General features: G+C 49.9%; 11 protein-coding genes. All 11 read right to left on the bottom strand.

What is annotated here, in order from left to right; all coding sequences use genetic code 11:
• Window positions 1-13: 13 nt before the first annotated feature.
• On the bottom strand, window positions 14-361 hold the full coding sequence (locus P2H89_RS34995; protein WP_275836178.1) for a YciI family protein: 348 nt from the start codon (window positions 359-361) through the stop codon (window positions 14-16).
• A gap of 47 nt (window positions 362-408) precedes the next feature.
• Window positions 409-1,185: an alpha/beta hydrolase gene (locus P2H89_RS34990; RefSeq protein ID WP_275836176.1), complete on the bottom strand. Its 777-nt coding sequence runs from the start codon at window positions 1,183-1,185 to the stop codon at window positions 409-411.
• An 82-nt stretch (window positions 1,186-1,267) separates the two neighbouring features.
• Window positions 1,268-1,468 (bottom strand): hypothetical protein, encoded by a 201-nt coding sequence (locus P2H89_RS34985; protein WP_275836174.1) that lies wholly within the window; start codon window positions 1,466-1,468, stop codon window positions 1,268-1,270.
• 245 nt (window positions 1,469-1,713) lie between these two features.
• Window positions 1,714-2,466 (bottom strand): SDR family oxidoreductase, encoded by a 753-nt coding sequence (locus tag P2H89_RS34980; protein WP_275836172.1) that lies wholly within the window; start codon window positions 2,464-2,466, stop codon window positions 1,714-1,716.
• 298 nt (window positions 2,467-2,764) lie between these two features.
• Entirely contained in the window at window positions 2,765-4,429 is a 1,665-nt protein-coding gene (locus P2H89_RS34975) for a RagB/SusD family nutrient uptake outer membrane protein (RefSeq protein WP_275836170.1), read from the bottom strand.
• Window positions 4,430-4,477: 48 nt separating this feature from the next.
• The gene (locus P2H89_RS34970) at window positions 4,478-7,840 is read right to left on the bottom strand and encodes a TonB-dependent receptor (RefSeq protein ID WP_275836168.1); all 3,363 of its coding nucleotides are present in this window, start codon (window positions 7,838-7,840) and stop codon (window positions 4,478-4,480) included.
• Between the two features lie 221 nt (window positions 7,841-8,061).
• On the bottom strand, window positions 8,062-9,165 hold the full coding sequence (locus P2H89_RS34965; RefSeq protein WP_275836166.1) for a FecR family protein: 1,104 nt from the start codon (window positions 9,163-9,165) through the stop codon (window positions 8,062-8,064).
• Between the two features lie 98 nt (window positions 9,166-9,263).
• Entirely contained in the window at window positions 9,264-9,830 is a 567-nt protein-coding gene (locus P2H89_RS34960; protein WP_275836164.1) for a sigma-70 family RNA polymerase sigma factor, read from the bottom strand.
• A gap of 646 nt (window positions 9,831-10,476) precedes the next feature.
• Window positions 10,477-11,907, bottom strand: a complete 1,431-nt coding sequence (locus tag P2H89_RS34955) for a Gfo/Idh/MocA family oxidoreductase (protein ID WP_275836162.1) — start codon at window positions 11,905-11,907, stop codon at window positions 10,477-10,479.
• Window positions 11,908-12,016: 109 nt separating this feature from the next.
• A complete protein-coding gene (locus tag P2H89_RS34950; protein ID WP_275836160.1) occupies window positions 12,017-13,831 on the bottom strand; it encodes an ABC transporter transmembrane domain-containing protein in 1,815 nt (604 codons plus the stop codon).
• Window positions 13,832-13,910: 79 nt separating this feature from the next.
• Entirely contained in the window at window positions 13,911-14,528 is a 618-nt protein-coding gene (locus tag P2H89_RS34945; protein WP_275836158.1) for a response regulator transcription factor, read from the bottom strand.

The raw sequence follows: 14,528 nt of genomic DNA, 5'->3' as shown, positions 1-14,528 counted from the left end.
ATGCTTCAACCGGTTACGCGGCTACGATGGCCATGCGTACTTCCACTACTGCGCCATACTTGATGATGGGACATTCCTGTGCTATTGCTACCGCCTCGTCATAATCCTTTGCCTTGATCAGGAACAGGCCGCCGATAGAATGTTTCTTTTCGGCATAAGGGCCTTCCTTCACTACGCCTGGTGCTGTAATTACTCTTCCGTCAACATCCCATCTTTTTGGGGGAGCTACCAGTTTGTTGCTGGCTGCTATACCGGCAATCCAATCCTGGTAAGGTTTCAGCGCTTCTTTCATCTGCTCGGGTGTAGGCATCGGGTTTTTACTGGTGAGATCTCTGTGGATCGCGATCAGGAATTCTTGCATTTTTTAGGTTTTATGATTTGAAATAGATTATGTCGTTGTGCGAACCACTATTGCAATTCGGTAGCCGCGCTGATGATAAATGATGTCACTTCACCCGGCCTGGATATCATGGGTACATGGCTGGATTTCAATTCGATCGACTTTGCTTTCAGCATAGCAGCTTCGGCCCGGGCCAACGCAACGGGCACCATTCCATCATCGATGCCAATGATGCACCAGGCTGGCTTATTCTTCCAGGCGGCTTTGCTTATTTTATCGGTAGTGGCTTTAACCGCCCATGGGCCTTGCGTTACGAACAGTATCTCCCGGTTTTCTTTTGAAAGATCCTGCGCAAAATGATTGTGTATGCCTTTATTGGACATGGAAAGAAATCCCGACTCACCCAGTTTAAACTCTGCACTGCCTGGTCCGGGCGGGAAGGCACTTGTTACATCTACTGCCGATTGGCCGTCGTTAGGAATCAGTGCACATACGTATAACAAGCCTGCTACTTTGGGATCATTACCGGCCTCCGTGACCACCATGCCTCCGTACGAATGGCCCACCAACAGTACAGGACCATCCAGTAAGGCGATCGCTCTTTTAGTGGCTGCCACATCTTCTGCCAATGAGGAAAGCGGGTTTTGCACGGCGATCACATTGTATCCTTTAGATCTGAGTACGGGTATGATCTTTGACCAACTGGAACCATCGGCAAAGGCTCCGTGCACCAGCACGATATTCTTTACTCCTTTTGTTACCTGCTGTGATCGCGCGGGTTGTGCGAACAATAGAATGACCGCTGCCAGCATCACACCTGGCAGGATTTGTTTAATCTTGAACATGACCTTTGTTTTTTTGAATGTTGTTTGCAGGCACCAGGGCGACGGGGGGCCCCTATCCTCGTGCACTGCTGATGTTGATGGATTACAGAAAGTTCTCGGGACTTCCCGGTGCAATGTTCTCCTCTGTTTGGATCACAGGCACTTCATCCATATGGATCGCATCGTCCAGAAATTCGCCGCCTTCATTGGTATCGTGCGGTGGTTCGTGCAAAGGCACCACCGGGTGCTCTTCGGTTCCTGCCCGCAGATAGCGCATGGCCGGGTGTAATAAATAAAACAACATAACATAGGTTTTGGTGAATGAATAAATGGCCCGGTTAATCGACCGTTGGCCCGTTGCCCCGGGAGGGGGAAAGGCTCGTCTGCCCAAATTTGAGTTGCCGTGTGGTTGACCGGTTTTCGTAAGGATCATACGCCGGCGTAGAGAAATCCTGTTGCACGAACGGGTGGAAAGTGCATTCTCATTACAACCGCCCCGACAAGCTGACACCCGTCATCTTTGTTTCAACGAGGGCAGACGAGTTCTCCTTACGCTTTGGGAATCGTAGTTAACCATTTATCGAAAGAGAGTTCCCCCAGCTTCACTTCACCGGAAGGTACCAGGGAGGTATCGCCTATATCGCCACCGAAATAGCGTGACTCGCCATTGGGTATTACCGGGCGCGGGTCTTTTACATATCGCAGGTATTTGTCGACCACTTCAAACATGGGGGCACGATCGGGTCCTGCAATCTGCAGAACGCCATTAAGCGGTGCCGCTACTACTGCCTGTGCTACATAGAGGCCAACATCATTGGCAGCAATGGGCTGGAACTTTACGGCTGAGAGATGGACTTCGTTATCGCGGGTCGCTTCGCCGGCGATACCTGGCAGAAATTCGAAGAATTGCGTGCTGCGCAGGATCGTATAGGGTATGCCCGACTTCTTGATGAGATCTTCCTGTACCAGTTTCGCGCGCATGTACCCCAGGTTCTGCATTTGATCTACACCGACGATGGAGAGTGCGATGTGGTGTTTTACGCCAGCTTTAGCCTCGGCCGCCAGCAGGTTGCGGCCAGCAGTTTGAAAGAATTCCAGGACTGCCTTATCTTCGAAGGAAGGGGAATTAGCAAGGTCTACGACAACATCCGTGTTGTTCATCGCTTCTTCCAATCCTTCTCCGGTGATAGTATTGATACCTGTAGCCGGAGACGCGACTACTACCTCATGTCCCCATTTGCGAAGGTGCCCTACTACTTTGCTTCCGATGAGGCCGGTGCCTCCGATTACTACGATTTTCATGATTCGATATTTAAGTTTTAGTGTACCCATTAAGAGTCCAACTACGTGCCAACCAAATAGAGAAATGAAAACCAAGCAGATGTGTAATTCCGGGCAGGATTATTTTCACTGTATTTAGTGAAATCACGAATTATCACACGAAATTAAAGGAGTTCAGGAGAAACGCGGAGCCCATTTGTGCCAGAGAAGGCGAGTGGTTTATTGTAGGGCAGAAAAAAGAAGAGCCGGCCAAAAGGCCAGCTCGTTTGCCAAATGAAACTGTGACTTAAGAGAAAATTTCAGCGTACAGTTCCGCTTTTTAATACCCGTTGTTGTTGGGCTTCAGTTTGGAGTTAAGGTCAACTTCGGACTGAGGCACCGGCATCAGGTAAAGTTTATCGTCCCATTTCCTGGTTTGCACCAGTCCATTGGTGAGGTCATTGAGATTGGTCATGACAGTTGCTGCAATTTTCCAACGGCGAATGTCCATGTAGCGATGTCCTTCTAGTGCGAGTTCTATCCTTCTTTCGCGACGGATCGCTTCACGCAACTTGTCTTTTGTATTGTAGACTGTTGCATTCAGATCGGGCATGCCGGCCCTGTTGCGAATACGATTGATGGCGGCATAGACAGATGCGTCCGGACCACTAGCTTCATTTTTCGCCTCTGCATAAGTCAGCAGTATTTCTGCCAATCGAATGATGATATGGTTGGCGTTGTTGTCGAGCTGCGCGATGGTGGAGGCGGGATCTACATACTTGCGGAAATTATAACCCGTCTTTGAACAGTTGTTGCCGCCTTTTACCCAGGTAAATTCATACCCATCGCCTTCATTGATCCTGTTCCAGGGCGCTTTCTCAAACAATACGGTTGCATAAAAGCGGGGATCCCTGTTCTTGTATTCTTCGTAAAATGCGGGATCAGTGGCACGTTTTGCATAAAGATCAGCTCTTGCTGCCGGTGTGATGGGGGTAATGGGTTCGCCGGTCTGAAAACTCTGGTAGTCGTTTACCAGTGTTTGGGTGGGCGTTACAGAGCTCCATCCTCCCAGGTCATCTGCCAACAGGTACGTGTTGTCGTATTTAGCATCCTTCTCGGGTATTTGCTGACGGTCGAGGATCACTTCCTTGTTACCTTCATTCACCTGCCAGAACAGCTGCTCGTAACTGCGAACGCCCAGCCTGAATTTTTGCTCCTGGCCGGCATCGGCGAAGTTTACCCAGGCCGAGTAATCGTCACCTTTGTCTACGTCAGCTTCGGCCGTAACTTTGAAGAGATCATAATTGAGCGCCATGACAGCCTGGGCTGCATCAGCCGCTTCCTGCCATTGACCGTTGTAGAGAAGAACCCGCGCCTTCAAGGCCAGCGCAGCACCTTTGGTAACACGTCCCTTTTCGGTGTTCTTGCCTCCGCTGTACGATTCGGGCAATACAGCTGCTACGGCTGTCAATTCATCGAGTACAAACTTCAATACTTCTGCTTTGGTGTTGCGGCCTACGAATGACTCTTCGAGGGTGAGGGTCTTAGTGACCAGCGGCACATCGCCAAACTTATTAATCAGATCGGCGTAATCAAAAGCCCGGAGGAACCTTGCCTCTGCTTTGAACCTGTCTTTAAGCGTGGCGCTCATAGGCGCTTTGTCTATATTCTCCAGGAAATAGTTGGCCCTGCGAATAGTACTGAATGACCAGCCGGCATTCATGCCCGAATTCACATCGCCCAGCGAAATGGTGGTGGCATTGCTTTCCCAGGGGTATTGTGCGTGGGCATTATCGGAGGAGCCATCGTTGTAGATGGCGGTCTCTACATAGTCCAGCGCCGGTCCATAAATCCCGTTGAGTGCGGCGTAGGCATCTTTTTCACTTGTCCAGAAGGTGCTTTGAGAAAGCTGGTCCTGCGGTGCGCGCTCCAGGAAATCCTTGCTGCAGGAACCCAGCAGGGTGGCTGCTGCGATTACCGCTACTATATATTGCTGCTTTTTCATTGTTTGCTTTTTGATGTTTGGAATCGCCGGCATTTGCGGCGGTTGCTGTTAGAACTTCACATTCAAACCAACTACCCATGTTTTGATACCTGGATAACCGCCTCTGCCCGATGGTACTTCGGGATCATAGTCGGTAAGACGATTGTCGGCCATGATGGTAAAGGGGTTGTTGGCTGCCACATATATCCTGGCATTCTGCATCGCTGCTTTCTTAGCGATGGTTGCCGGAATAGTATATCCCAAACTGAGGTTGCGCACCCGGAGATAAGCTCCATTGAACAACCAGAAGGAGGATATATTATTGTAGTTGTGCGTTCCATCAGCACTGATCAACACCCTGGGATAAGCTGCATTGGGATTGGGGTTTTCGGTTGTCCACCGTTGCAGGTGCAATGGCTTTACGCCGGCTCCGTTGAAGAAGGAGAAGGAGGCTTCGTTATCGAGATACACTTTCACTTTGGCAACACCGTAAAAGAGTGCAGATACATCGAATCCTTTCCAGGATGCACCCAGGTTGAAGCCATAGGTGAAAGAAGGTACATCGTTGCCGAGGATCACCCGGTCGTTGGCGTCGATCTTATTGTCTTTATTCTGATCCTTATACTTGATATCGCCGGGCTTGGTAGAAGCAGACTGAAAGGCATTGCCCGATACGTCGGCCGCATCTTTAAACAATCCCATTGCCTCGTAACCGTAGAATGAACCTACAGACTCTCCGACTTTCTCGATCCAATAACTGCTGATACGTTGTTTGTCATCGCCGAGGTTGAGGATGGTATTGGTTAATTTGGTAAAGTTGAACGATACGTTGTAGCTAAAGTCCCTTCCGATGGAGTTGTTGTGGCTCAACAGCAATTCAATGCCCTTGTTCTCCGTAGAACCCAGGTTGAAGGTGGGCGCTGTCAATCCATAAGTAGCAGGGGCCCTTCTGTTCAACAGGATGTCTTTGGTGGTCTTGATAAAATAGTCGGCCGTAACACTCAACTTGCCGTTCCACATGCTCATGTCCACGCCCACGTTGGTCATGTGCACTTTCTCCCAGCTGGCCATGATATTGGTGCCTTGCGTTTGCCAAACGCCATCGACGGATGTACCATCGAAGTTGTAGGCATATCCGGTATTCAGGAGCGCAAAGTAGTTGCCTGGCGCTACATTGTCCTGGTTACCCAGAATACCCCAGGAGCCACGCACCTTCAGGTCGTTGAGCCAGCTGATGTTCTTCATGAATCCTTCTTCCGATAATCTCCAGCCTGCGGAGAATGAGGGGAAGGTAGCGGTACGGTAATCGGGATGAAAGCGGGAAGATTTGTCAATACGCAGGTTCGCTTCCAACAGGTATTTGCCTGCATAAGCATAGTTAAAGCGACCGAAGTAGGAACGGATGGCCCACTCTGTATTGCTGGAAGAGTTGGCCCCGCTGCTGATGTCTTCGGGTGCTGATGAACCGGCTCCAACTGTACCAAGGTCGTTATTGGGAAATCTTTTACGGCCAGCATAGATGGAGCGATTGATATTACTTTCCTGCGAAGCACCCACCATCAGCTTCGCGCTATGGTCCAGTATTTTCTTCTCGTATTCAGCATATCCCTGCACGAGGAATGATTGCTGCCTGCTCCAGCGTTCCTGCATTTCATTGGGCGTAACGACTGTGGAGGGCATGGTTGCCTTGGTAATGAAGTTAACAAGGGCCGGCAGTTCGTTGATGAATATCCAACCCTGGCGGTTATCATATTTCAACGAAGCAAGTCCTGTAACGGTCAATCCTTTAAGTGGTGTGAGGGTGGCGTTGATGGCTGTTTGGATGTTGTGATCCCTGTTCCATCTTTTGCCGGCCTCAGCCATGTTCCGCAGGGGATTGTCTTTGGCCAGGGTTGCATCGGCACTTCCGCCATTGATGGTTCCCCAGGTTCCGTCGGAATGTCTGGATGCCATGGTAGGCACCATCCTGTTGAGCGATACCCAGTTTAATTCACCGCCTTTGGTATCGAAGTCGGATTTGATGAAGGCGATGTTGGAACCGATCTTCAGAATAGGCAGTACCTGGCTTTCTGTATTGAGTCGAACAGTGTACCTGCTGTAATCTTTGTTCTGCACGAGGGATCCCTGATTTAGGGCGGCCAGGCTGAGGTAGAAGCGGGTTGTTTTGCTGCTACCGCTGATACCGGCCTGCATTTCGCGGTATACCGGATTTTTTACCAGTGCCTGATCATACCAATCGGTATTGGGATAAAGGTCTCTATCGCTGCCGGAGGCAAATTTCTGCAGGGCCTCTGCACTGTACTTGGGTTGCTTACCTGCGTTTTTCATCGCTTCATTGTACAGCATGGCATAGTCGGAGGCTCCGAGGTATTCTGGTATGCGGGTTGGCGACTGGGTGCCGTAGCTGGCATTGATATCGATGGAGAGCTTGTCGGATGTTCCTTTTTTGGTCGTAACGAGGATCACCCCATTGGCTGCGCGCGATCCGTAGATCGAAGCCGATGAGGCATCTTTGAGCACGGACATGTTAGCGATCTCGTTGGGGTTGAGGGCTGCGAGCTCGCGGTTGGAGGCCGGGATACCATCGATGATGATCATGGGACCAGGCGCCGTGAGGTTGGTTCGGCCACGCACGGTGATCGTTGCTACGTCATTGCCAACATCGCCGGGGCGGTTGAGCACGGTGAGGCCTGGTGCTATACCCTGCAGCGCATTCTGCACGGAGGTAACGGGCCTGTTGGCGAGTTTAGCTGCGTCCACCGAATTGATCGCTCCGGTAAGGTTGGCTTTCTTTTGTGTTCCATATCCGATCACTACTACTTCGCCAATGCCAGTAGCATCTGGCTGCAAGGATATATTAAGGTTTTCTTCGGTTCCCACCACTATGGTTAAGCTCTTGTAACCTACCATGGAGCATTCCAGGATCTCGCCCTGGGTGGCTTCGATGGTAAAAGATCCATCTCCCGCCGTGGAGGTTCCGCGCTGGGTTCCTTTGACCGTGATGGACACACCGCCTACAGGGGCACCCTTTTCATCGATCACTTTACCCGTGATCGGTTTGGGTTGCACCGCTTCGCGGCCTGTCGTTAAAATAACTGTACCTGCTGCGGCGATGGTGGGCTTCAATATGATCTGGTTGTCGACCACTTCGTAGCGGATCGCCAGGGGATGCAATAATTTGTCGAGCACATCTTTCAGCTCTTCATTGTTGGCCGCGATGCTTACTTTTTTGTGATCGGGCACTTTGGGGGAGATATAAACAAACTTCACATCGGCTCTTTTGCTGATCTCGCGAAGGATGTTTTTCATTTGTTCCTGATCGGCAGTCAGGGTAATCCTTTTCTTCAACACATCCTGGCCCACAACCGGCGCCGCGTAGGAAATCCCTGCGAGGCAGGTGATGAGAACAACAGGCAGCAATCCTACTCTCATACAATGAAAAATTAGCCCGCTAAGGCGTTTGCAATTTTGCATAACTTACATAAGTTTTGGTTTTATAATAATCAATCAAAACGGGGCCCTCATCAACATTCCACCGTCAGTGAAGGCCTTCTACAGCCGGTATTGTTTGCAGCAATACCGGTTTTTTATTTCAGGTCGTATCTTTCATGGCAGGTGCATTTCGTTAGTTTGGGTTATAGTAATGTTGTTGGTCATTCGCATGGTTTTGCCAGCAGGCTTACCTCGCCATCGATCACATTGTACCGCGCTTCCATCGCCATACAGATGAGATCAAGTTTTTTGTAAATGGATTCGTTGCTCAGGTCGGCCGTAATGCGGCAGTGACTGATCGTTTCTTTATCGTACGCGATATCGATCCCGTAGGCCGCTTTAATTTCCTCCAGCACCTCAGCTACCGGCACATTCTCGTACTGGAAATTGTTGGCATTGCCGGCGGGATTTACCAGTACCGGATATTCCTTCAATACTTTCTGGAACTTCTCTTCTTTGCGCTGGTATACCAATTGCTGATTGGGCTTGAGCACGATGCCACTCAATATCTGTGCGTTGATGCCTGCCCGGTCCTGTTCATTCTTCCGGTTGTATACCGAAACTTTACCGGTATGGACGATTACCGAAAACTCCTTTTCCTTTTCAGGCGCCTTCACCCGGAAACTGGTGCCTAATACCTTTACCACTAGTTCGTGGCTGAATACGCGGAATGGTTTATTGGGATCTTTGGCTACGTCGAAAAAAGCTTCGCCGGACAGGTAAACATCCCGTGTACCGGCGGTAGCCCAATGCCTGCCGTAACGCACAACGGCATGGGGCGCCAGGCGGATCGTGCTTCCATCTTCCATCCGCACTTCTTTTTCCTGATCGCTGCTGTTGTTGATGGCCTCAGCAATGTTTGTAGACAGCTGTGGCAACGAACCATTCGCTTCCATCGACGATTGGGCTTCCGGCGACTGCCATTTATAATACAGGATGCCGGTGGTTAGTATCGCGCCCAACAGTATGGCTGCATATTTCCATCGGTATAAAAGACGGTATACGGGTGCGGGTTTACGACCGTGTACCATTTGTTGTATCTGTTCTATGGCCTCCTCTACTTTCTCCGGGCAAGGATCGTTTTCTTCTACTTTAATGGAACGCAACAACAAACGGGCTTCTTCCACTTCGTTCCTTTGATGCGGATGCTGCTGTAACCACTGTTGCCATAGCGCTTCGTCCTTGGGGGTGTTCTCCAACACCCAGCGGATAAAGGCAGGCTCTTTGAGGAAATCTTCTGCTTTATAGTGTTCAAAATGCTGCATCGGACAAGTGTTTATTCTTATATAGAACACTTGTTACTGCCTATCTACTGGTGAAAATTTGTGCAACCGGTTGCACTAAAAAACAGGGAAAAATGAGGTCAGATGGGCGTTGTATCGCGCCAGAATGCCTTGAGTTTGCGCATGCTTTCGGAGAGTAAATTGTACACCGATTGCCGGTTGATCTGCATGATTCCGGCTACCTGATCGGGTGTTTGTTGTTGGTAATACAGGAGGTAGATGACTTCTTTTTGCCGTTGCGGAAGCTTGTTCAACAACTCCTTTAATTTGTCGGCTTTCTCTTGCTCCAGTTGTTTTTCAACGATGAGGTCCTCAACAGAAAACTCCAGTACAAAGGCGGGATCATTGGCCTGCTCTTCGGTGAGCAAGACACTTTTACGCTCCTGTTGCATTACCCGTAAGATCCTGCGTCTCAATGCTATCAGGAGGTATTGCTGCAGATAAGTGATGGCTGCCGCGGTGTGCCTGTTTTGCCAGAGATTGATAAAGACGTCCTGGATACAGTCGGTGAGCAATGCTTCATCTTTGGTGAGACGCAATCCATAACGATACAATGCGGGATAGTACTTTTTCATGAGCGCAGAAAAAGCAGCTTCGCTGTCGTTGGTGAGTTGTAGCAGTGTTTCGGTATCCTTGCCCGCAATCATATCAAATGCTCCCCGGATAGTTGGTCGACTGAAATAATGCCGATAAAAATAGGGGAAATAGTGTATGCAAAAACCGCCCTGGCGGAGTTGGAGGCTTTTGATAGCCTGTGGCACCAGGGCTTCCGCGTAATAGCTGCATGCGGTAATTGGCTACCCAAATCGTTACCGGGTGTGCGATAGCATGGTATCCGCAAAAAAATCCCGGCATGTGTTATTGCCGGGATATATAAGATCATTATCACAGTGAAGGAAATGACAATGACCGAACCTGATTTACTATATTGATGTGCTGCCGGTACTGAGGCAGCGAATAACCTATACGCCCATTAACTGAACAGGTAAAAAGATTGATACTGAAGCTGACGGATGGAGTTGTTCAAGTACAATTTTTTCATGCAATCCTATTTCGTTGCTAAATGGCGTAACCGCTTACGATTACCAATTCTACGTTCATGATCAAGGGAAATTATGCGTTTCTGCGGAGGGGTATAGGAATGAATTCGGCTGCAATATAGTCAAAATATCCATTATGTATCTTTTTCTGTCGCAACAGGTGCATGACATTCAAATTAATATAATACGACAAAAACGACGCAGCCTCCATATAATGGAGGCTGCGTTTACTGAAATTTATGTGCAGGTTGTACTAAACCTTATAATATTGCTCCCATCCTTTGCGGGGAGGCGGGCCAACCAGCAGTTCATTGAGCTTTTTGCTATTGGTGATCACTTTTTTCTGGCGATCGAATTTGATCTTTTCGCCTGTCCATTGGGCCAACACGCCCAGGCAGAATACCTGGCTCAGAGGACCAGCTATTGCAAACGGTGAGCGGGTTTGCTCCTGCCCTTTACAAGCCAGCAGGAAGTTGGCAAAGTGGTTGGATGGACTGGCCGGCACTATCGGCAGTTTGCTTTGCATCTCCTTTGCTTTTTCCTCGGGGATGATGGAAAGCGTGCTACCGTGTGAACCACCTTTGAAGGTAAGCTCTTTACTATAGATGATCTTTCCGGGATTCAACTTGGCCGGTTGGATGGCGCCAGTGCTGGGCGGTGGTATATTGGGATCGAGGCCCGATACGCCATAACCAGCTGGTATAGGCGGCAGGTTATTGAGGCCATCATACCATTTGATCTCTACCGGCGGCATATCCCCGCGTTTGGGAAACTTGAACGACAAAGTGGTCGAGAATGGATAGAAGAAGTTGTTGTGTCCTTCGAGTTTCAAAGGTGCTACTTCATACGGCAATCCCAGATCGAGGAACTGGTGGGCTGTATCGAGTATATGTGCACCCCAATCGCCGAGTGCTCCCATGCCGAAATCGAACCAGCAACGCCATTGCCCGTTTACAAAGTCTTTGTTGTAGGTATGACCCTGTGTGGCCATTTGCCAGATATCCCAATCGAGTGTCGACGGAATTTGTTCTGCCGCAGGGAAGGATTTGATCGTAGGATCCCATCCATGCCACCTGCGGGCTGAGTTCATGTGTGCAGTGATCGCCGTTACATCTTTAATGATACCGGCCTCTTTCCACGCTTTGAACTGGAAGTAATTGCCTTCAGAGTGGCCCTGGTTGCCCATTTGGGTCACTACTTTGGGATTCTTTTCCGCGGCCTTCATCATCAGCTCTACTTCCTGGAAGGTGCGCGCCATTGGTTTTTCCACGTATACGTGTTTGCCAAGGCCAATCGCCATCATGGTGATGGGGAAATGCGAGAAGTCGGGCACACCGATGGATACTGCATCGATCTGGTTGCCCATTTTATCAAACATCTGGCGGAAGTCCTGGAAGCGGGGTACATTGGGGAACATCTTCATGACCGCTTCTGTATGCGGTGCGCCCATGTCTACATCGCATAGTGCTACGATATTGGCCAGTCCTGTTTTATTCAGGGCTTCCACGACCTCGCGGCCGCGGTTGCCGATTCCGATACAGGCGAGATTTACTTTTTCATTGGGTCCGAGCTTACGGGGATGCCGCTGCTCATTGGCGAGCAGAAAGCCTGGTATAGTAGCCGCAGCTGAGGCCATCATGGCCTGCTTCAGGAATTTTCTTCTGGAATAATCGTGATTGAACATTGTATTGGTGGGTTATTCTATTACCCACTCAAAATACATACTATTGTGGAATGGATGGCATTAAAGAATGATTAGGAGCCAATTGAGGGTAGCGTTTTGCCAATTAAGCTTACTCGACGCCGGTAATTTCCAGTTGCAGTCGGTTTAATTCTTTGTATATTCCTTCTGGCAGGTTGATGAGCTCCTGGTGTGTGCCCAATTCTTTCACTTCACCTTTGTCCAAAACTACAATTTTATCGGCACTTCGGATGGTAGATAGTCTGTGGGCTATAATAAAAGAGGTGCGCCCCTTCATCAGGTTGTCGAGCGCTTCCTGTACTAACGATTCGGAAGCAGCATCGAGCGAACTGGTTGCTTCATCGAGTATAAGGATGGCGGGATTCTTCAGAATAGCGCGTGCGATGGCGATCCGCTGACGCTGGCCTCCTGAGAGTTTAACACCCCGCTCGCCGACGACTGTCTCATATCCTTCGGGAAATCCAATGACAAATTCGTGGGCGTGCGCAAGACGGGCTGCCTGTTCTATTTCTTCGTTCGTTGTTCCCGGCTTTCCATACAATATGTTTTCCCGGATAGTTCCGCCAAAGAGCAGTATGTCCTGTGGTACGAGGGCCATTTGCTTGCGCAACTGAGTAAGTGGTATAGCGGTGGCAGGCTTGCCATCAAACTGCAGTTGGCCGCCTGTTGGTTCATAGAAACGCAACAGCAGAGATGCTATGGTTGACTTTCCCGCTCCGCTGTGACCTACTATGGCTACCCGCTCGCCGGGATTAGCCTCGAGGGTAACGCTTTTCAATACCGGTACTTCGGGCCGGGAGGGGTAATGGAAGGCAAGTTGGCGCAGGGTTACCTGACCCGTCAACGCATATGCTTCGTCGAGCGCCTCTTCTTCGGTGTTCACTGCTTCCGGCACTTCTTTCAACAATTCCCTTACCCGTTGGGTGGCTCCCAGGGTTTTCTGTAACTGACCGTAGAGGTCGGCAAAGCCAGCCATGCTGCCACCTACGAATGCTGTATAAATCACAAAGGCTGTGAGGTCGCCAAATTCGAGGTGGCCGATACCGTACCAAACGACGAGTACGATGGTACCGAACAAACTGAAGAGCAGGAAGGAAATGAACAGGCCGCGATACTGGCCACTTTTAACAGCCATCTTCACCACCTGTTGCAGGCTGCGGGAATAGCGGCCTATTTCGAACCATTCGTTGGTAAATGATTTTACATTACTGATACCTTGCAGGGTTTCCTGCACGATGGTGTTGGAGTCGGCCAGCTGGTCCTGGGTTTGCCGGGAGAAGCGGCGTATGAAACGGCCAAAGACCACGGCTATCAGAATTATGATGGGTATTACCGAAAGCATAACACCCGTGAGGCGGGGAGAGATATACAGGATGAGCCCGATGCCAATGACGAGTATCAGCAATCCGCGTAATATTTCGGCCAGTACAGAAGTTACGGCATCCTGTATTTGCGAAAGGTCGCTGCTGATACGGCTCGAGAGCTCCCCTACCCTGCGTTGCGCAAAAAAATCCATGGGCATGGTGATCATGCGACGATATATATCACGGCGCATGTCGGCTACGGCATGTTCCCCCACCGATGTAAACAGGTATACCCGCAAAAAGGAGAAGATCATTTGTATAGTGAGCACGGCAAACATCCACCCTACTATACTTCCAGCGCTGCCCAGCATAGCATCCTTGCCCTTATTGGCTGTGTTGATGAGTTGTTTCAATAAGTAGGGAAATGCCATCGTCGTGAGCGAGGAGAGGCCAATAAATACCAGGCCGGCGATGAATTTGCCAAGGTAAGGTTTCACATAAGTAAATATCATCAATCCTTCCCGCAGGTTTTGCAGGTTGATCTTTGCCTTGGGCGCCTGATCTTTTTGCGATCCACCGTTTCCTCCATTGCGACGTGCCATAACCGTAGTTTTCCTGGTTGACGATCGAGCCGGGCAAATATTGTAACCACGGCACAATTTTCCGGTGCAAGGTACGAAATCAGATCAGCTGCAGCTGGGTGGCGATCCGGATGAGGGAGGCAGTATTCCTGGCATTTAGTTTGGCCAGCAGGCTTTTGCGGTGGGTATCGACCGTGGTGGTACTGATGAATAGTTTTTCTGCCACTTCGTTGTTGGTGAGCCCTTCTGCGATGAGGCTCAGTACCTGTTGCTCACGCCGGGTGAGTACAGGTACGTCAGATTCTTCACTGGCCCGCAGCGAGCGGGCTGCCTCATGGCTCAGGTAGATCTTTCCTTTTACAATGGTCGAGATGCCTTCCACCAATTCTTCACGGGTCACATTCTTCAACACATAGCCGCTGGCGCCATTGTCCATCATCTTGCGAATAAAACTTTGCTGATTGAAGGTGCTGAGGCCCAGGATGAATATGCCTGGATATTGCTTTTTCACTTCTGCACAGAGCTCAATACCGCTTTTTTCGGCCAGGTTGATATCCATCAGGATCACATCGGGCTGCTGCTGCCGGAGAAAGGAGATACAAGAATCGGCCGACATGGCATGCCCCACCAGTTCGATGGCGGTCTCATGCTGCAGCAGCGAGCGGATGCCCTCAATGACCATATAGTGATCGTCGACGATGAAGACTTTTATTGTCAT

This window comes from Paraflavitalea sp. CAU 1676 (assembly GCF_029223285.1).
Classification (GTDB): domain Bacteria; phylum Bacteroidota; class Bacteroidia; order Chitinophagales; family Chitinophagaceae; genus Paraflavitalea.
This window is presented reverse-complemented; position numbering and strand designations above follow the sequence as displayed.

Bases quoted from the DNA above. Each gene is read 5' to 3' on its own strand.
- P2H89_RS34995 (WP_275836178.1), bottom strand. From the start codon at position 361: ATGCAAGAATTCCTGATCGCGATCCACAGAGATCTCACCAGTAAAAAC.
- P2H89_RS34990 (WP_275836176.1), bottom strand. From the start codon at position 1,185: ATGTTCAAGATTAAACAAATCCTGCCAGGTGTGATGCTGGCAGCGGTC.
- P2H89_RS34985 (WP_275836174.1), bottom strand. From the start codon at position 1,468: ATGTTGTTTTATTTATTACACCCGGCCATGCGCTATCTGCGGGCAGGA.
- P2H89_RS34980 (WP_275836172.1), bottom strand. From the start codon at position 2,466: ATGAAAATCGTAGTAATCGGAGGCACCGGCCTCATCGGAAGCAAAGTA.
- P2H89_RS34975 (WP_275836170.1), bottom strand. From the start codon at position 4,429: ATGAAAAAGCAGCAATATATAGTAGCGGTAATCGCAGCAGCCACCCTG.
- P2H89_RS34970 (WP_275836168.1), bottom strand. From the start codon at position 7,840: ATGAGAGTAGGATTGCTGCCTGTTGTTCTCATCACCTGCCTCGCAGGG.
- P2H89_RS34965 (WP_275836166.1), bottom strand. From the start codon at position 9,165: ATGCAGCATTTTGAACACTATAAAGCAGAAGATTTCCTCAAAGAGCCT.
- P2H89_RS34960 (WP_275836164.1), bottom strand. From the start codon at position 9,830: ATGATTGCGGGCAAGGATACCGAAACACTGCTACAACTCACCAACGAC.
- P2H89_RS34955 (WP_275836162.1), bottom strand. From the start codon at position 11,907: ATGTTCAATCACGATTATTCCAGAAGAAAATTCCTGAAGCAGGCCATG.
- P2H89_RS34950 (WP_275836160.1), bottom strand. From the start codon at position 13,831: ATGGCACGTCGCAATGGAGGAAACGGTGGATCGCAAAAAGATCAGGCG.
- P2H89_RS34945 (WP_275836158.1), bottom strand. From the start codon at position 14,528: ATGACAATAAAAGTCTTCATCGTCGACGATCACTATATGGTCATTGAG.